The sequence below is a fragment of the Desertivirga brevis genome, from assembly GCF_017355835.1.
Map to the genome: position 1 here is coordinate 1426938 of NZ_JAFEWF010000001.1, position 18427 is coordinate 1445364.

At 39.6% G+C, this 18427-nt stretch carries 19 protein-coding genes; 15 read left to right on the forward strand and 4 right to left on the reverse strand.

Features of this window, described 5'->3' with window-relative positions:
- Window positions 1–150 precede the first annotated feature (150 nt).
- Together J4N25_RS06240 and J4N25_RS06245 are read left to right on the forward strand one after the other, a co-directional pair.
- Entirely contained in the window at window positions 151–1368 is a 1218-nt protein-coding gene (locus tag J4N25_RS06240; RefSeq protein ID WP_207421281.1) for a pyridoxal phosphate-dependent aminotransferase, read from the forward strand.
- The gene (locus J4N25_RS06245) at window positions 1343–2326 is read left to right on the forward strand and encodes a bifunctional heptose 7-phosphate kinase/heptose 1-phosphate adenyltransferase (protein ID WP_207421282.1); all 984 of its coding nucleotides are present in this window, start codon (window positions 1343–1345) and stop codon (window positions 2324–2326) included. Before J4N25_RS06240 ends, J4N25_RS06245 begins: the two co-directional genes overlap by 26 nt.
- 22 nt (window positions 2327–2348) lie before the next feature.
- Here J4N25_RS06245 and J4N25_RS06250 read toward each other — a convergent pair whose 3' ends face one another.
- On the reverse strand, window positions 2349–3572 hold the full coding sequence (locus J4N25_RS06250; RefSeq protein ID WP_207421283.1) for a DEAD/DEAH box helicase: 1224 nt from the start codon (window positions 3570–3572) through the stop codon (window positions 2349–2351).
- 272 nt (window positions 3573–3844) lie between these two features.
- Here J4N25_RS06250 and rbp point away from each other — a divergent pair, with 272 nt between their 5' ends.
- Window positions 3845–4291, forward strand: coding sequence for an RNA-binding regulator (gene rbp / locus J4N25_RS06255; RefSeq protein WP_207421284.1), 447 nt, complete (start codon window positions 3845–3847; stop codon window positions 4289–4291).
- A gap of 189 nt (window positions 4292–4480) precedes the next feature.
- Entirely contained in the window at window positions 4481–4873 is a 393-nt protein-coding gene (locus J4N25_RS06260) for a response regulator (RefSeq protein ID WP_207421285.1), read from the forward strand.
- Between the two features lie 23 nt (window positions 4874–4896).
- On the opposite strand, the gene J4N25_RS06265 is transcribed toward J4N25_RS06260, so the two are convergent.
- Window positions 4897–6042, reverse strand: coding sequence for an AI-2E family transporter (locus J4N25_RS06265; RefSeq protein ID WP_207421286.1), 1146 nt, complete (start codon window positions 6040–6042; stop codon window positions 4897–4899).
- A gap of 148 nt (window positions 6043–6190) precedes the next feature.
- Between J4N25_RS06265 and J4N25_RS06270 the strand changes: the two genes are divergently transcribed.
- Together J4N25_RS06270 and J4N25_RS06275 are read left to right on the forward strand one after the other, a co-directional pair.
- The gene (locus tag J4N25_RS06270; protein ID WP_207421287.1) at window positions 6191–6544 is read left to right on the forward strand and encodes a DUF6686 family protein; all 354 of its coding nucleotides are present in this window, start codon (window positions 6191–6193) and stop codon (window positions 6542–6544) included.
- Between the two features lie 97 nt (window positions 6545–6641).
- Window positions 6642–7178 carry a ferritin gene (locus tag J4N25_RS06275; protein ID WP_207421288.1) on the forward strand — a complete coding sequence of 179 codons (537 nt, stop codon included), beginning with the start codon at window positions 6642–6644 and terminating at the stop codon, window positions 7176–7178.
- 148 nt (window positions 7179–7326) lie between these two features.
- On the opposite strand, the gene J4N25_RS06280 is transcribed toward J4N25_RS06275, so the two are convergent.
- Window positions 7327–7620, reverse strand: coding sequence for a hypothetical protein (locus J4N25_RS06280; protein WP_207421289.1), 294 nt, complete (start codon window positions 7618–7620; stop codon window positions 7327–7329).
- A 46-nt stretch (window positions 7621–7666) separates the two neighbouring features.
- Here J4N25_RS06280 and J4N25_RS06285 point away from each other — a divergent pair, with 46 nt between their 5' ends.
- A complete protein-coding gene (locus J4N25_RS06285) occupies window positions 7667–8107 on the forward strand; it encodes a DUF2147 domain-containing protein (RefSeq protein WP_207421290.1) in 441 nt (146 codons plus the stop codon).
- Between the two features lie 4 nt (window positions 8108–8111).
- Here the strand turns inward: J4N25_RS06285 and holA are convergent, their stop codons facing one another.
- Window positions 8112–9143: a DNA polymerase III subunit delta gene (gene holA / locus J4N25_RS06290; protein ID WP_207421291.1), complete on the reverse strand. Its 1032-nt coding sequence runs from the start codon at window positions 9141–9143 to the stop codon at window positions 8112–8114.
- Window positions 9144–9282: 139 nt separating this feature from the next.
- On the opposite strand from holA, the gene J4N25_RS06295 reads away from it, so the two are divergent.
- The 8 genes from J4N25_RS06295 (at window position 9283) to pncB (ending at window position 18410) form a co-directional block, all read left to right on the forward strand.
- Window positions 9283–10479 (forward strand): hypothetical protein, encoded by a 1197-nt coding sequence (locus J4N25_RS06295; protein WP_207421292.1) that lies wholly within the window; start codon window positions 9283–9285, stop codon window positions 10477–10479.
- 13 nt (window positions 10480–10492) lie between these two features.
- A complete protein-coding gene (locus J4N25_RS06300) occupies window positions 10493–11146 on the forward strand; it encodes a head GIN domain-containing protein (RefSeq protein WP_207421293.1) in 654 nt (217 codons plus the stop codon).
- Window positions 11147–11248: 102 nt separating this feature from the next.
- Complete coding sequence (locus J4N25_RS06305) at window positions 11249–11824, forward strand: RNA polymerase sigma-70 factor (protein ID WP_369410833.1); 576 nt, start codon at window positions 11249–11251, stop codon at window positions 11822–11824.
- Between the two features lie 3 nt (window positions 11825–11827).
- Window positions 11828–12775 carry a FecR family protein gene (locus J4N25_RS06310; RefSeq protein ID WP_207421294.1) on the forward strand — a complete coding sequence of 316 codons (948 nt, stop codon included), beginning with the start codon at window positions 11828–11830 and terminating at the stop codon, window positions 12773–12775.
- A 1-nt stretch (window position 12776) separates the two neighbouring features.
- Window positions 12777–14648 carry an STN and carboxypeptidase regulatory-like domain-containing protein gene (locus tag J4N25_RS06315; protein WP_207421295.1) on the forward strand — a complete coding sequence of 624 codons (1872 nt, stop codon included), beginning with the start codon at window positions 12777–12779 and terminating at the stop codon, window positions 14646–14648.
- A gap of 48 nt (window positions 14649–14696) precedes the next feature.
- On the forward strand, window positions 14697–15746 hold the full coding sequence (locus J4N25_RS06320; protein ID WP_207421296.1) for an alpha/beta hydrolase: 1050 nt from the start codon (window positions 14697–14699) through the stop codon (window positions 15744–15746).
- 410 nt (window positions 15747–16156) lie between these two features.
- The gene (locus tag J4N25_RS06325; protein WP_207421297.1) at window positions 16157–17116 is read left to right on the forward strand and encodes a TIGR03885 family FMN-dependent LLM class oxidoreductase; all 960 of its coding nucleotides are present in this window, start codon (window positions 16157–16159) and stop codon (window positions 17114–17116) included.
- A 118-nt stretch (window positions 17117–17234) separates the two neighbouring features.
- The gene (gene pncB / locus J4N25_RS06330; protein WP_207421298.1) at window positions 17235–18410 is read left to right on the forward strand and encodes a nicotinate phosphoribosyltransferase; all 1176 of its coding nucleotides are present in this window, start codon (window positions 17235–17237) and stop codon (window positions 18408–18410) included.
- Window positions 18411–18427 lie beyond the last annotated feature (17 nt).

Consider the following 18427-nt stretch of genomic DNA (forward strand, 5'->3'; position numbering starts at 1 on the left):
AAAAAAACGCCTAACTCGATCAATGAGTTAGAAGAAACACTTCGACGTTCAGAAATAAAACAAATAGGCTTCAGGATAGCATAGAGGGCATAATTTTGAAAATTTAAGTTTTTCTCCACCTTTACATAAAGGGTTCATATATTTGCCGTTATGAGTATTTTATCGAACAGAATCAACAATCTTGCCGAGTCTGCTACCATAAAAATGGCAAAACTCGGAAGAGAATTAGCAGCTAAGGGCGTAGACGTAATAAGCCTTAGCCTTGGTGAAACAGATTTCTTTACCCCTGATTTTGTGAAGGATGCAGCAGAAAAAGCTATTAATGAGAACTATTCTTACTATACCCCTGTAGCGGGTTATCCCGATTTAAGGAAGGCTATCGCTGCAAAATTAAAGCGCGAAAACAAGGTGGATTTTGGTTTCGATCAAATTGTTGTTTCTACTGGTGCTAAACAATCTTTAGCTAATGCAATACTTTGTCTTATTAACCCGGGCGAAGAAGTAGTTATCCCTACTCCTTATTGGGTATCTTATTCTGAATTGGTAAAATTAGCAGAAGGCGAATCTGTTTTCATTAATGCTACTATTGAATCGGATTTTAAAATCACCCCTGAGCAACTTGAAGCAGCCATTACACCGAAAACAAAGCTGTTCATGTTCTCCTCTCCAAACAACCCAACAGGAACAGTATACACCCGCGAAGAGCTTGCTGCGCTTGTTGCCGTTTTTGAGAAACATCCTAACATCTATATTATCTCAGACGAGATCTATGAGCATATAAACTTCATAGGAGAGCACGTTTCTATTGCCGAATTTGAAAGCATAAAAGACCGCGTTATCATTATCAACGGTTTATCAAAAGCATATGCTATGACCGGATGGCGTTTAGGCTGGTCTGCAAGCAATAAAGAAATTGCTGTTGCTATTGAGAAATTACAAAGCCAGGTAACATCAGGAACTTCTTCTATCACTCAAATGGCAGGTATTGCTGCTTACAACGGGAGCCTAGACAGCGTAAAAGAAATGCAAAAGGTATTTTTAAGACGCCGCGATCTTGTATATGGCTTGCTTAAAGAAATTCCAGGAATGAAAGTAAATTTACCTGCAGGTGCGTTCTATTTCTTCCCGGAGATCAGCTCTTTCTTTGGAAAATCTTTTGAAGGTGAAGTGATCAAAAATGCTGAAGATCTTTCTTTATACTTATTGAACGTAGGTCACGTAGCCACTGTAAGTGGTGACTCATTCGGAGATCCAAACTCTATCCGCTTATCTTATGCTGCTGCAGATGATAAATTAATTGAAGCTTGTAAACGAATTAAATCAGCATTAGAACAGTTGAAAGATGAAAAAACTGTTCCAGCAGTTTAGTAACTTAAATATATTGGTAATTGGAGATGTGATGATGGATTCATATCTCTGGGGAAATGTTGACCGCATTTCCCCAGAGGCTCCAGTTCCTGTTATCTCAGTGCAAAGGAAGGAGAACCGTCTTGGTGGAGCGGCTAATGTTGCTTTAAACATTCAGGCCCTTGGCGCTAATCCAATTATCTGCGCCGTAATCGGTGACGACCTTGAGGGTGATGAGTTTATCCGACTTATGGAAGCCCAGAATCTTTCCAGCGAAGGCCTGCTCAGATTAACTTCGCGACCTACTACCGTTAAAACCCGTGTGATTGGTCACCATCAACAAATGCTTCGTATTGATGCAGAAGTTGACAGGGATATTAGTCAGACAGAAACGGTAGATCTTCTCTCTCGCATCCTTTTAATTATTGATGAGAAAAAGATCGACGCGATTATTTTTGAGGATTATGACAAAGGAGCCATTACAGAAGACCTGATTGATAAAGTAGTTTTAAAGGCCAAGCAAAGAAATATAATTACCGTTGTTGATCCTAAAAAACGGAACTTCCTTAGGTACAAAGGGGTTACCCTTTTCAAACCCAACTTAAAAGAGCTTCGTGAGGGTTTAAAAATAGATGTCAATCTTAAAAACCCTGGTGAATTAGAAACTGCTGTCGCAAAACTTCAGCAGGTTCTCAATGCAGAGAAGGTTATGGTTACTTTATCTGAACACGGCGTTTTCATGCAATCCGCGGCAGGACATCAAATTATTCCAGCCCATATCCGGAACATCGCTGATGTTTCAGGGGCCGGAGATACTGTAATTTCTACGGCAGCTTTATGTTTGGCTGCCGGTTTGGATGATTTTAAAACGGCGGCTATTGCCAACCTTGCAGGAGGCCTGGTATGCGAGCACGTCGGTGTAGTTCCAATAGACCTCAATCAGCTTTCAAAAGAGGCTAACAGCCTGTTTGTTGATTAAGCATAAGCATCACAAAAGGCCGTTACTGGGAGGAATTTTTTTTAGGCTTAGGCTTAAATTTCTTTTTTCCTTGTGGTGGCCTTCTTCTATTACTTGTTGCGGCGGAAAACTCAACCTGCTCTCCTATTTCCTCCGGAAGTCTCAACACAGGAAGCTCTTTTCCTATAATCCTTTCAATAGATAATAGTTTCCGCTGATCTTTCTCATTAACAAGTGTGATCGCAGTACCTGTTGCTTCTGCCCTTGCTGTCCGTCCTATACGATGAATGTAATCCTCGGGGTCGGAGGGTGCATCAAAATTTATAACAAGGTCGATCCCTTCAACATCTATTCCCCTCGAAAGAACATCAGTACCAATGAGAACCCGTAGCGTTTGATTTCTGAACTCCCTTAAAATTTCCTCACGCTCATTTTGCTCAAGATCGGAGTGAAAGGCTTTCGCCTGAATTCCCATGCTTTTTAAAGCACGATGAAGGTCTTTCACTTTCTCCTTGGTAGAGGCAAATATGATAATACTGGCAAAAGAACCCTTTTTTAGTAAGAGCTGAATCAGAGGTACCTTCTGAACATCAGTAACTTTAAAAATCTGCTGCTCTATACCAGCAGCGGGCTGAGAAGGTGCAAGATTTATTTGCTGGGGATTAATTAGTGTTGTTTTGGCCAGGGAACGAATTCTCGGAGGCATTGTAGCCGAAAACAGCAGAGTTTGTCTCTTTTTAGGCAAATGATTGATGATCTTTCTGATATCGTCATAAAAACCCATATCAAGCATCCTGTCAGCCTCATCTAAAACAAGGTATTTAAGGCTCTTCAGATTAAGGATACCAGAGTTTAAATGCTGGATCAACCGACCGGGAGTTGCAATTAAAATATTGACTTTGTTCTGAATAGCTCTTCTTTGCTGTTCATATACGATCCCGTCGCCCCCGCCGAATATTGGAACGGAACTAACGCCAGAGAAGTAGGCCAGTCCCTCAACCTGCTGGTCTATCTGCTGGGCCAACTCACGGGTTGGTGCTAGGATTAGCGCCGCTATTTCCTCTTTATTACCCTTCGCTATATTATTAATTAATGGCAAAAGATACGAAGCTGTTTTACCTGTACCCGTTTGAGCACAAGCAATCAAGTCCTTTCCCTCAAGAATTAGAGGAATTGCTTCCTGCTGTATTGGGGTAGGCTCGCTGTAACCCATTGCTTCCAGGCCCTCGCCCAGATCGGGTTCAAAATTAAAGTCGTTAAAAGTCACGTTATTTTGGTGATGTTAATTCTATTTTATCTTTCAGGGAAAAAATAGCAAAAGATTTTGAGTTTAATAAAAAAGATGTAAATTTAATAAATTAATATTTACTAATACTTATAAACAATCAGAGGAATACATAGAGATCAAATAATAATTTTAATTTTTTTTCCAGAACATTATAAACCTTTCATATGTTATACCTCTACAACAGTAGTCTTATCTGCATGATTTTCAAATAATAATTATTCATAAATTCTCACCTTTATTCTATTTAATCCATGAACATTTTTGTTGCCAGCCTTCCGTTTCAGCTTGAAGAAGACGATGTAAGGCAAACTTTTGAAGAATTCGGAGAAGTTTCATCCGTAAAATTAATCCTTGATAAAGAAACAGGTAAAAAGAGAGGCTACGGTTTTGTTGAAATGCCTGATGACGAACAAGGTCAAAATGCTATTAATCAACTGAATGGAGCTGAAATCCATGGTCGTGCAATCTCTGTTTCACAAGCCGAAGCAAGAGCAGACAATCGTCCAAGAAATAATTTCAACAAACCTCGTACTGGTGGCGGCTTCAATCGCGAAGGTGGAAGCGGTGGATTTGGTGGTAATGGTGATAGAAACTTTAACAGAGGTGGTGGGGGTTTTAACAGATCTGCGGGCAGCAGAAATGGTAATACCAGAGGCAATGGCGGTGACAGCGGAAGAGGCGGCAACCGTTGGTCGTAATATCTATTAAGAAACTAAATCTAGAAAATCTGCAAAATTAAGTTTTGCAGATTTTTTTTTGCTCCGTTTCCGGGTAATTTCCTTTCAATAAGTTCATCAAGCTACCTATCACCCTTTATTTTAATATTTATTGAGATTCAGCAAACAATCTCCCCAATGCCCGGTTAATTATTGACTTATTTAAACGTTATGGCGAAGAGGATTTTAGCGGTGGATGATAACGAAGATATTTTAGACGTCTTAAACCTTATGTTAACCATTGACGGTTACCAGGTGGAAACTAGCCTTTCCCCTGCATCGATTGAAAAACAAATCACGGATTTCCAGCCAGATCTCATCCTTCTTGATATTCAGATGGGTTCCTATAATGGTCTAGAGATATGTAAGGAATTGAAGAACAATCTTTACTCCAGTAGTATCCCTGTTATAATCATCTCATCTGATGATAGCATTTATCATGCTGTAGAAAAATATGGAGCAGACGGTATTATAGAAAAGCCATTTGAAATGAATACCCTGTTAAATAAGGCCGCCACCTTTACAGAAGGTAGAAGTACGGGTTATCGCCGGGCCTCTGCCTGAAATACTTATCTCTATTTAACCCATCAATCTTTGTGCGGCGGCTCTATGTCGTTTTTCCGTTGTATATCTTCCTGAACTTCCTGACTATTTGAACGCATAGCGGGTGACGCCATAGGACTTTCTGTTGGTCTTTCGTCTCCTAGTAATACCCCCCACTGCCTCAATATTGAAGAGCGGTCGAATACTATCTTAAGCACCGCAATTATCGGGAGTGACAGGAACATCCCAGATATACCAGCAAGACTACCTCCAAGGAACACTCCGATAATAGTCATTAGAGCATTTATTTTAACTTTCGACCCTACTATTCGCGGCATTAATATATTATTGTCAAGAAACTGCACGAGTGCTATTGTACCTAGCACGGCTAAAATTGGCCACAACTGATCGCTGGAAGTTAGGGTGATCAAAACACCAATAATATTACCTATCAATGCCCCCACATAAGGTATCAGGTTCAGGAACGCAAAAATTACTGCAATGAGCAGGGCATGTTTAATGCCAATAATAGAAAGAATTACTCCCAGTAAAATGGTCATATAGGTAACCTGAATGAGTAAACCAATAAGATAACTTTTTATGATCACCTTCGACTCTAAAATGGCTTCTCTTACTTTATCATGGCTTTCGTCGGGAAACCACAGAAAGATAAAGCGAAGAAGCAAATTTTTATAATAAAGCAACAAATAGATATAGATGGGAAGGAGTCCAAGGAAAACCAGGGTAGAAGAAACGGAACCAGCAGCTCCAGTTAGCATACCGCTCGCATAATTTAAAAGTTTATTACTTTGATCATTGATCAGATTCAACTGTTCCTTAGTAGAAAACTTGGTTTGGGTGTTTATCCAGGCACTTAACGAGTTTAGGTGACTGGTGATATTTTTTTTAATTAAAGGAAAATCAGAAACGAGGGCTGAAATCTGAGAAGAGAAGAACCAGACAATGGAAGCCACCACTATTGCTAATAGAAGAATAGATATAAAGATGGCCAGGGCCTCAGGAAAACGTTTCCTTACAAAAAACTGGTAAACTGGTAAAAGAACAATGCTTATAAAAAATGCCATGGCGATGGGCATAATTATACTTTGTCCCAGAACAATAATATATGCGATCAGCACCAAGCCTAATAACTCAATTGATCTCCTAACCGTAATTGGTAACTCTCTCATTAAAATTTGTCGTGAAAAATGAACATCCAATAATAAAAACTAAAAATTTTAATCGACTAATTGTTTGACCAATTAAAGTTTAAATTATCGAAAAACAATTTGGACTAATTATAAACAACCCATATATTTGTAATGATTCTAAATAGTTATGCAAATATCATCGGCTCAAAATCTTATAGAAATATTCAAAACTTCTAATGGAGGTGTTTACCAGTGTAACTCTAAAAATGCTTTCTATTTAGAATTTGGCAATAGTCGCACCTTCTTCAAGATTGGCGATTTCTTGAATTTTTCTAAAAAAATAAATAAGATCGACGTAGCTGAAATGGCGAAAAATACATCACGTCATGCTGATACTGTTATAATTATGCCTCATTACACGGAACGATGCTTCGTTTTAACTATCACCGATGTGATCGCTCTAAAGGACATTCTTAACGGCGCTAAATTTATGCTCCAGCTAAATAGCATCTTGAGAGAATGCATGACCTCGCTTGCATAATATTTAGACTTATTCCGTATTAACTTTTCTGGTACACTTTTAGCAAGTTTTGCTGTTCTCTTTGTGTAATTTAGTATAAAGACAACAGTAAAAAGATATGAAAGACCTTCTCAGACTAAGAACTTCATTAAGCGAAGAAATCGAAGCTCTTTTAAACGAACAGATTAAAACAGAGGCCTACTCCTCAGCCGTATATTTAGCAATGTCTTCCTGGTGTAACCGGAATGGGTTCGATAATAGCTCGAAATATCTGGAAAAACAATCTTACGAAGAACGAGAACATATGATGAAATTGTTCCGTTACGTTAACGATATGGGTGGCCATGCTATTTCTCCTGAAATTACTAACATTCCCCAGGAATTTGAAACCTTCAAAAGTGTTTTCGAGATTGCGTTACAACAGGAAATCAGCGTAACTGCACAATTCAATCGAATGGCAGACCGTTGTTTTAAGGCCAAAGATTTCATGACCTTTCAATTTATTCAATGGTTCCTGAAAGAACAGATTGAAGAGGAGTACGTAGCACGCCGTGTTCTGGAATTATTTGACGTAATAGGTGAAGAAGGAACAGGACGATGGGAAATTGACAAGCACATCCCTAAAGTTCATTACGACGGGGATTCTGAAGAATAATCCGAAAGCCGCGAAAGCGGCTTTTTTTATTTTAGCCCTTTAATCTTTTAAATAGAAGTCTAAAGACAGACATAATCCAGCCTAGCCCTTTCTTCAATTACTCGAAGTTTAATTTTTTCAACTCAAACTTTGCATTTTGGCAAGATATTTATACAGTATTGAGTATAATTAAAAAATCTACTATGATGTTGAAAAACAATTCAAAAACTGGAACTCTATTGTTAGCAGGGCTTGCAACAGGAGCCGCTGCATGGTATTTACTAGGTACTGCAAACGGAAAGAAAACTATTTCACAAGTTTCAGGATCATTAAAAGGATTCTCTGATACAGCAGTGTCTAAAGCGAATGACACATTTGCTAATCTAAAATCCAAAATCAACAACCATAATTTATAATTATATTTTTCAGCGAAAGGAGCTTGTACCGCAAGCTCTTTTCTCATAATAATCCAGACGATCAGACCGTATCCTTATTTACACTTGTAACCTATGAAAGCTACAGTACTCTTTTGTATTTTATTAACCACCTCTGCCTTTAAAGCCTTTTGCCAGGAAGAAGATGCTATACTTGGCACCTGGATAAGTATTCGGGAAACAGAAAAGATTGAGATATATAAAAAAGACAACAAGTACTTTGGAAAACTTATTTGGTTAAAAGATTCTGTAGACAAAGATCAAAAACCTCTGAAAGATACACATAATCATGATGCTTCCCTTAGGGGTCGGTCATTGATTGGCGTCGATATCCTTAATGATCTATCTTTTGCAAGAAAAAATATCTGGCGCGGAGGATCAGTTTATGACACAAAATCCGGAAGATCTTATAACTGCCAGGTAGCTCTGCCTGAACCTTCTAAACTCAATATTAGAAAATATTACGGATTGGCAATCATGGGACGAACAGAAGAATGGAAGCGTGTGTCTAACTGATAATCTAGTGAATGATTCTAAAGACCAGCTCCTTTAATAACTCGCCATCTGCTGTATTTCCGGTGGCGTCTACGCCTTTTGTTTTGAGATCGTATTCTCTTAAAAATCCTATTATTTCTATTACTTTCCAGACATTAAAACTCTTCCCCGCCGATTCGTAATCTTTTACGAAATACGGATTAACTCCCAATTCCTTCGCAAGATTAGAGGGTGTTTTATCTCCAATGTAATGATACTTCAGAATTTTAGTGAACCAACTCTGAAGGGCACCCAGCACCATTTGAATAGGATTATTCTTTGGATTAGCAGCGAAATAATCAATTATTCGATTAGCTTTAAGAGGATCCTTTTTAGCAAGGGCATCTTGAAGCTCAAAAACATTATACTCTTTGCTAACGCCAATATTGTTTTGGACATCTTCGGCAGTTATCTCATGCCCCTTTTGGATATTCAACATGAGCTTTTCCAGCTCATTGGATATTTTAGACAAATCGTTTCCGAGGTATTCTCCCAAAATAGATGCAGCCCTGGGCTGAATTCGATAGGCCTTTTCACGTACGAAATCTTCAATCCAACCTGGCACCTTATTATCGTAGATAGTGGCAGACTCGAAAACAAGACCATTTTTGTCCATTGCCTTAAAGGTCTTCTTTCGTTTATCGAACTTAGCATGTTTGTAACAAAAAACCAGGATTGTGGAAGGCACAGGCTTCTCAAGATAAGTCAATAAAGGATCGTTCCCTTTTTTATCGTCGTCACCATCTTTACCCCATTTAAGATCCTGCGCCTCTTTTACCATCACAAGCTGGTATTCGCTCATCATAGGAAAACGCTTTGCTGCATTAAGAACAGAGATCATATCGGTATCTCTTCCATAGAGCACCGTTTGATTAAAGCCCTTCTCTGCATCCGACAGTAAGTTATTCTCAATATAATTACCAAAAAAGTCTATATAGTATGGCTCCTCTCCATGAAAGAGGTATACAGGTTTGAACTTCCGGGATTTAAGATCGTTTAAAAGAGCAGCAGCAGTCATATCTTAATTCAAACTTAGATAAAAATTCAGGCAGTTTTTTAAGTGTTGAAATTTTGCCTTATAAAGACAGCTAATTTTTTTTTTCGAAGACGTAGGGGTAAGCTTTTCTTTCGGTGTCACATCTACAAATATCGAAGAAATGAGACTTACTACTAAAACCAAACATAACCTGCTGACAGCTATAGCTGGTTTTACAATTCAAGCCTTCACGGCTTTCTCGGGAAATGCTCAAACAACAGACCGTGTACATCTTGGGGTGATATATCCGATCAGTACTCATGGAAGTCACGCTCCCCTGGATACTAACGATTTTTCCTTTCATCTTCTTGCAGGTTTTTCTGCAGCAGAAAAAGGTTTGGCATTTGCCGGACTTTCAAACGTTGTTCGCAATGATGTTAAAGGCTTAGCAGTAGCTGGGTTCTCCAACCACTTGGGCACACGGTCTGATGGTTTGCTAATTGCTGGTTTCGCTAACACGTATGGTAGTGCAAAAGGGATGCAGTTTGCTGGTTTTGCGAACATAGCAGCGAAAGAAGTTGAAGGTGGGCAGTACGCTGGATTCATCAATACATGCGGAGATATGAAAGGGATCCAGGCTGCTGGCTTTATTAATGTAGCCCGCGAAGTTACAGGAATCCAGCTCGCAGGTTATTTAAATACAGCAAAACAAGTTAGAGGTTCACAATTTGCCGGGTTCGGCAACGTAAGTGCAGAAAACGTAACCGGGAGCCAGCTTTCAGGCTTCTTCAATCATGGAAAAGATATCTCTGGCTCCCAGGTTTCCGGTTTTATCAATATTGCTAGAAAGGTAAGGGGAGCGCAAATAGCTGGATTTATCAACATAGCTGACAGCAGCGATTGTCCAGTGGGAATCATCAATTTAATACGTAACGGTGAAAAATCTATCGGTGTTAGTACTGATGAAACAGAAACCACTCTTCTTTCTTTTCGTTCCGGCGGAAGGGTCCTCTATGGTATTATTGGAGGAGGGTTCAACTGGAAAACAAATAAGGACGACTATGCCCTCGAGGCAGGTTTAGGAGCTCATTTTTTTCAATCCAGAATATTCAGACTAAATACCGAATTAGCTTCCACGTATGTAGGGAGGTTTGATTACGAAGAGTATTTCAAGACTTCGCTACGAGTCATGCCAGCGATCCTTATCGGGAAACACCTGGAGCTAAACGGGGGACCATCTCTGAACTTCATAAATACAAATACAGAAGAGGGAAAAACATTGGTAAAGCACTACTTCCATGAACACCAGAACCGCTGGGATGACAATTTTCAGGCATGGTACATCGGTTTCAAAGCAGGTTTAAACTTTAAATTTTAATATATATACAAACATGAAAACAACAACTATTCTAGCATTTATACTAGTTCTATTTAGCTCTTGCTTAAAAGACAGAATTGAGGCAAACGGACATATCGTTAATGAAACACGCAACTTAAGAGATTTCAACACTATAAATTTAAGTGGATCAAAGCATGTAACCGTTGAATATGGAGATGAATACAAGGTAGAATTACGAGGATCATCCAATCTGATATCAAAATATAAAACAACTGTGAGAGGCAATTCCCTTACCCTCGGTTACGAGACCCGTAGCAACATTATTGACGATGATATAAGAGTACATATCGTAACACCAGAAATTGAGGAATTAAATCTAAGTGGTAGCGGGAAGTTCTCTATCTCGGATTTTACAGAATCAGACCGTCTTAGAATAAGGATCAGTGGATCGGGAAAAGTTAAAATTGAAGATAGTTTTGAGGTAGACAAAGCAGATATACACATTTCGGGATCAGGAGAGGCGGACCTGCACCACTTAGAAGCCAGGGATGCTGACGTTGATATTTCCGGAAGTGGTGAAGCATGGCTCGGTATTTCAGACTTTTTAAAAGCCAGGATAAGTGGAAGCGGGAAAGTTTACTATTGGGGTAACCCGAGCGTGGATAGCCGCATCAGTGGAAGCGGAAAGGTGATTAGGAAACAGTAGAAGCTTTTTCTCAAAAACAAACCCGAAGGGTTGGAATAACAGTTTAAAAAATTGGATATAGAAGGCAAAAATTTTATATAAGTTTGAAGCAGATTTAAACAAGTGGAATCTAATACTGCTTCTCTTTCGGCTAATGTTTTTTATAACGACCATGCCTTTGAACGCATGTTCAAAGAGCACTACAAGGCCTTGCATGCATACGCGAACGTTATGCTGCGAGATGAGGACCTGGCGGAAGAGATTGTGCAGAACGTTTTTCTTAAATTGTGGGAACGAAGAGAAGGACTGAATGTGGAGATATCGGTGAAAGCTTATCTGTACAAAATGATTCACAACGCTTGTTTAAATTACTTCAAGCATAATAAAACCAAAGCCAAGTATGAAGACTACGCGGTACATTCTATGGCAGGAGAAAGTAATAAAGCCTCTCAAAGACTTGAACTGAAAGAGCTTGAACAGAAGATCGGAGAAGCCCTCAATGAACTTCCACAGCAGTGCAGGGTAATTTTTCAGATGAGCAGGTTTGAGGAACTGAAGTATAAGGAGATTGCTGATCAGCTGGGACTGTCTATTAAAACGGTAGAAAACCAAATGGGTAAAGCCCTCAAAATTATGCGTACTAAACTTGTCGATTTTTTACCATTACTATTACTTTGGCTATTTAACAGACTTTTGTAAGCGATGACAGATGAGCTATTGGTAAAATTCCTTTTAAAGGAGACGAGCCCCGAAGAGGACCGCCAGGTAAAAGACTGGATTGCGGCCGATCCTGCACATCAGAAGCAGTTTTCGGACATCTCTCTTATCTGGAGCACCAGCAAAAATCTCGAATCGAAAAGCACTGTAGATGAAAACGCAGCCTGGGAAAGGTTCAAACAAAGGGCAGGAGAGAGAAAAACCGCACCAGAAACGGTCATCAGGCCTATTAAAAGGGACTTCAACTGGCTGAAAGTAGCAGCTACTATTGTATTGGTATCATTGATCGGATTACTTCTGTTCCGAAAGTCGGAAACTCAGTTCACCGCAAGTAATAAGGTGATCACAGAAACTTTACCTGATGGATCAGTGATCACCTTAAATAAAAACTCTTCTTTAACTTACTCGAGCTCTTTACTTGGAAAAAAACGACAAGTGGATCTTGCAAAAGGAGAGGTATTCTTTAAAGTTAAACCAGACAAAGCTAAGCCGTTTGTAATATCAAGTGGCGCAGTACTGGTAGAGGTTGTTGGCACTTCCTTCAACGTTAAACATAAAGGGACAGCAACAGAAGTGATCGTTGAGACTGGTATTGTTAAAGTTAGTGAAGGTTCTGAAACTGTAATATTGCATGCCGGGGAGAAGGTGTTTGTGGATAGTCAGCAAAAACTGCGTGTGGAGAAAAGTACAGATCAATTGCATAACTATTACCGAAGCAAAATTTTTGTTGCTAGCAATACTCCTTTGTGGCGCGTGATTGAAATAATGAATGAGGCTTATCAAGCTCAAATTGTAATCGAAAACCCGGAACTACGTAACCTAACGCTTACTACCACCTTCAAAAATGAGTCTCTAGGTGAAATTTTAAAAGTGATTAGTGAAACATTTAATATTTCTGTTACTCAAAAGGATAATCAGATCATCCTTAAATAATATGTACCGCCTTACCATTTTCGTATTTCTGCTTCTCTCATTTAAAATACACGCTCAGTCTCCAGCAGGATTCAAGAACCATTTAAATAGGAATATTTCCGTAAGGTTTATTAATCAACCGCTTACCCAGGTACTGGACAAGATCAGTAAAGAGGGAAATTTTTATTTTTCATACAGTGGAAGCACTTTTCATTCTGACAGCCTTGTTACGGTAAACGTTCAAAATAAAACCATCAGAAACGTTCTTGATATTCTATTCCAAGGCGATGTGGATTATAAAGAGAGCGGCAATTACATTATTCTTCGTACCGCTATTTACCGGTTCAACATAGAAGCCGGCGACATACGTACTGAAAAAAACAGTTACGAAATAGAGGGGTACGTATACAATCAGAGGACAGGCGAAGGAGTTAGAAATGCGAGCGTTTATGAAAGGAAACTATTAAAATCAACACTTACTGATAGTAAAGGGTATTTCAAGCTGAAGTTTAAAGGAGATCACAAAGGACTTATAATTTCGGTCAGTAAAGAAGACTTTAGGGACACGAGCATCCAATTCCTTGCCGGCATTACTATTACGGGACAGGGTTATGCAGTAGGTTCAGGAGGAGAAGGAGCATTTTCTAACCGGATAGAACGATATGGGCTTGGCAGGTGGCTGGTATCCTCAAAACAGCGTATTCAAAGTTTAAATATTCCTTCCTTTATTGCTCAAAGTCCATTTCAGGCATCCCTGCTCCCTGGCCTAAGCTCCCATGGAATGTTAAGCTCTCAGATCGTGAATAAAGGTTCCTTAAATGTTATCGGTGGGTATACGGCTGGAATAGATGGTGCTGAAGTAGCGGGCATATTTAATATCAGTAAACAAGATGCAAAGAAGTTCCAGGCTGCTGGCGTAATGAATATTGTCGGCGGACAGGTTGAAGGATTCCAAGCGGCGGGAGTTTTCAATGTTGTTCTGGATAGTGTTGTGGGGGGCCAGTTTGCAGGCGTCTTCAACAATGTTGAGAAAGATGTGCATGGCCTTCAAGCAGCCGGGGTTGTTAACAGAGCACACGGTAAATTTATAGGCGGACAATTTGGAGGGGTAGCTAACCTTACGGAGGGGACCTTCTCAGGAATGCAGGCTGCCGGTGTCTTAAATGTTACAGGAAGTGACATCAGGGGTTCCCAATATGCGGGTGTTACAAATGTAAGCTTTGGAAAACTAAAAGGAGTTCAGGGAGCTGGAGTTTTAAACATTAATTGGAAGTCGGTTGAAGGAACCCAGGTAGCGGGAGTACTTAATATAGCCGGAAACCGGTTAAAAGGTGTACAGGTGGCCGGAATAGTGAACTTTGCAAAGAAGATGAATGGAACACAGATAGGACTTGTGAATGTGGCAGATACCTCGTCTGGCTACTCGATCGGACTATTAAATCTGGTTAGAAAGGGTTATCATAAAATAACTATCACCAGCAATGATGTTATGAAAGGAAATATCAGTTTCAAAACAGGAAACAACAAGCTATATACAATGATCACTGGCGGCATTTTGAAAGATAATTCATCCGATGTTTATTCCGCTGGATTAGGTATAGGTCACGACTTTACCTTTAATAATAAATTATCGCTAGCGTTGGAAACAAGTTCACAGTATATTTTCTTTAAGAATAGCAGCTTCAATACACTTTCCAGACTTCAAACTAACATTCAGTATCAAATTATAAAAGGACTTACAGTTTTTGCTGGTCCTGGGTTTTCCGTCTATAATAACGATAGTTCTGAGCCTGATGCCTATCAAAAGAGTTTTATTCCTCATCGTGCAAAGAACCTTTTCAATGGAGATCGGATGGGGTGGTTGGGATGGCAGGCCGGAATTACATTAATGTAGAGTTTCTAGAAAATTTTTAACCTTTCTGTTTTAAGCTTATTTTGCGGGATGAAACACCTAACTAACCTCTATATTCAAGTTTTCATCTTTCTTTTTCTTGCTCCTGCTTTCATTTATGAGACTTCTGCCCAAGCTATTAAAAAAGGCAGGGTTGAGCGGGTTATTTTCCACTCAAAATCACTGGAAGCTAATCTGGCAGGAGATACGCCAGATCGAGACGTTTCTGTTTACCTGCCGCCAAGTTATTTCAATAATCCCAAAAAACGTTATCCCGTGGTTTATTACCTTCATGGCTTTTCCGACGATGACGCGAAATGGTATGGGATGAAAAAACACTGGATAAATTTACCTGCCATCCTTGATTCGGTATACGCTAAAGGGAAATTACAAGAGTGTATATTCGTTACACCTAATGGCTATACGAAATTTGCAGGGAGTTTCTATTCCAATTCTGTTACTACCGGAAACTGGGAAGAATTTATCGCTAAAGAACTAGTTAGCTACATAGATGGAAGGTTTAGGACAATACCCCGGTCTTCAGCCCGCGGACTCGCAGGACATTCTATGGGAGGCTACGGTACAATGCGTATTGGAGAGAAAAATCCAGACGTTTTTGCCGCCATCTATCTTTTAAGTCCGGCAATTTTTATTCCTGGAACTACTCCATCTATTACTAGGCAAGAAATAGATAACATAAAAACCTTTGATGATCTGCAGAAGGCAAACTTTTGGACTAAAGCAGCCTTTTCGCTTGCAGCAGCTTGGTCTCCGAACCCGAACAATCCTCCATTCTATTTGGATCTGCCAGGAACAGAGAAGGCAGATGTTATTCCTGTTAATGCAAAGTGGACAGCAAATCTACCGCTAGCCTCACTTGATCAATTTGTTGGCAATTTGAAGCAACTTAAAGGAATTGCTTTTGATGCAGGAGACAGGGATGTGAACTTTGCCGCGGCAATACGAATTTTAGATAAAGAACTGAACGCCTATAAAATCAAGCACGATTTTGAGATCTATAAGGGAGATCATACTAATAAGATCCATTTAAGAATAAGCGATAAAGTACTACCCTTCTTCTCACAAACTTTGAAGCCCTAAAAGAGTGAAGTCCTGGAGAAAAAAGAAAGCACCGTTTTCCGGTGCTTTAATCTTTTGAAAAAGTGTGTAGATATATATTGAACAGTAGTTGATAGTTAATATCTCAACTATGCTGTTGATTGCGATGTTAACATGGTTCTTTATACAGAAAACGTGCCAATTTATCTTGTTAGAGGATTCTTTATAAGATGATGTTTTCTTTGTCATAACATCTCCATGGTTGATTTCCCTCCTATCTATTTACCTAAGTCGGAGTTTATTATACTTTATAGCTTTTCGCCTTATACCAGTGCCATCTATTCCTGCACAAATTTTTGAAATTTGAAGCATTTTAAACAACAAGAATCGATTAATGTCTGTTCAGTTTGCAGGTTCTCTGATAAACAGATGTTCCAATTTCAATAAAAATCATGGCAACTATAGCATACCACGCATCTCATGAACAATTTCCACCAAGTGAATTATTAGCATATGCAAAGATGGCAGAACAGTCTGGCTTTGAAGCTGTCAGTTCTTCCGACCACTTTTTCCCTTGGAGCGAGCGTCAAGGACAGTCAGGATTTTCATTCTCCTGGCTAGGGGCCGCAATGCAAGCGACAACAGTTCCATACAGTGTAGTTTGTGCCCCGGGACAACGTTATCACCCCGCTATTGTTGGGCAAGCTATTGCAACGCTTTCTGAAATGTTCCCGGATCGCTTCTGTCTTTACGCTGGAAGTGGAGAAGCAATCAACGAACTTATTACCGGCGAAAAATGGCCTCCAAAGCAAGAGCGTAACGTAAGATTAATGGAATGCGTGCAAATAATTCGAGAGCTTCTGCAAGGTAAAACGGTTTCGCATAAAGGCTTAGTGACCGTGGAAAATGCAAAACTGTATACCCTTCCTGAAAATCCTCCTCCTATCTTTTGTGCAGCTGTTTCTCCTGAAACGGCAGCATGGGCTGGTAGTTGGGCAGATGGTTTGATCACTATTTCCAAGCCATATGAGGAGTTGAAGGCTTTACTGAATGCGTTTAGGCAAAACGGTGGTAATGACAAACCGGTTCACTTGAAAGTTCAGCTTTCCTATTCTTCAACAGAAGAATCAGCACTAAAGGGTGCTTATGATCAATGGCGTACTAATATTTTCCAGGGAAGTGTTTTAGGAGATATGCCTACTGTGGCTCATTTTGATGCAGCAGCGGAGTTTGTTAAACCGGAAGACATGTTTAGTCATGTAAGGATCTCAGCAGAGCCAGCGGAACACCTGGAGTGGATTAAAAAAGACATAGAGCTTGGTTTTGAAAAAATCATCCTGCATAATGTCAATCGTGAACAGCGGTTATTTATTGAAGATTTCGGCAGAGAAGTACTTCCTATGTTGAAATAATTAGTAAGACATGAAGAAGAAAGTAACCAGCATTACTGCTGGAAAAAAGAATAGTAGAGAAAAACTATTGGGTAGTTGAATCTTACGTCTTCAATATATTTATATCTTTAAACCATACATGAGCAAATCCATCCTTCCCTCGATACTTGATAATGACTTTTATAAGTTCACCATGCAGCACGCTGTGGTAAAACTATTCCCTCATGCAAAAGCACGCTACAAGTTTATCAATCGAGGTAAGCATGCCTTTCCACCCAACTTTGCTAAGGTACTTCAAGATGCTGTGGATAGCATGGCATCTATAAAACTTAGCCTTGAGGAAAAGCGTTTTCTTAACCATAATTGTCCTTATCTTGATCCCGTTTACCTGGATTTCCTTCAGGGTTATTGCTACAATCCCGAAGAAGTAAAGATCAGTCAGCAAGCCGAGAATTTAGAGGTTTCCATTGAAGGCCACTGGTATAGGACTATCCTTTGGGAAGTACCCTTAATGTCTTTAATCTGCGAGTTATTTTATCGTGAAACAAATCAAATGCGAGTGTCGGATGATGAAATCATACAAACCACGAGCAAGAAGGCTGAAATGTATAGAGGGCTTGGAGTAACGATAGCAGACTTCGGCACCCGGAGAAGACATTCATTTACTGTTCAGGATCTGGTAGTGAAAATCCTTACATCTGCAGGATCTGGATTTTTTGTTGGCTCAAGTAATGTACATCTGGCAATGAAAAATAATATTAAACCCATCGGGACTCATGCACATGAATGGTTTATGTTTCATGCTGCCAGGTTCGGCTATAAGATGGCTAATTCTGAAGCCCTTGAAAACTGGACAAATGTGTACCGTGGTGATCTGGGAATTGCTTTATCTGACACCTATACTACTAAATCCTTTTTTACTCAGTTCGATAAGAAGCTTGCTAAATTATTTGATGGAGTTAGGCATGACAGTAATGATCCTATAGAATTTGCCAAAATGACTATAGCCCATTATCAAAGCCTGGGCATTGATCCTTTATCGAAAACTATAATTTTTTCTGACGCTCTTAACTATGAGAAGGTGGCCCGTATTACGGAATTTTGCAACGGGAAGATTGGGTTTTCCTTTGGCATTGGTACAAACCTTACCAACGACGTGGGTTTAAAGGCAATGAATATCGTGATCAAGATGACAGAAGCCAAACCAGTGAACCAGGACTGGACACCTGTAATTAAACTGTCGGATGAAAAAGGGAAATATACAGGAGACCCCAAAGAAATTGAATTGGCGAAGAGCATACTAAGAATAGAATAGTTTGCGGGGCTAATTAT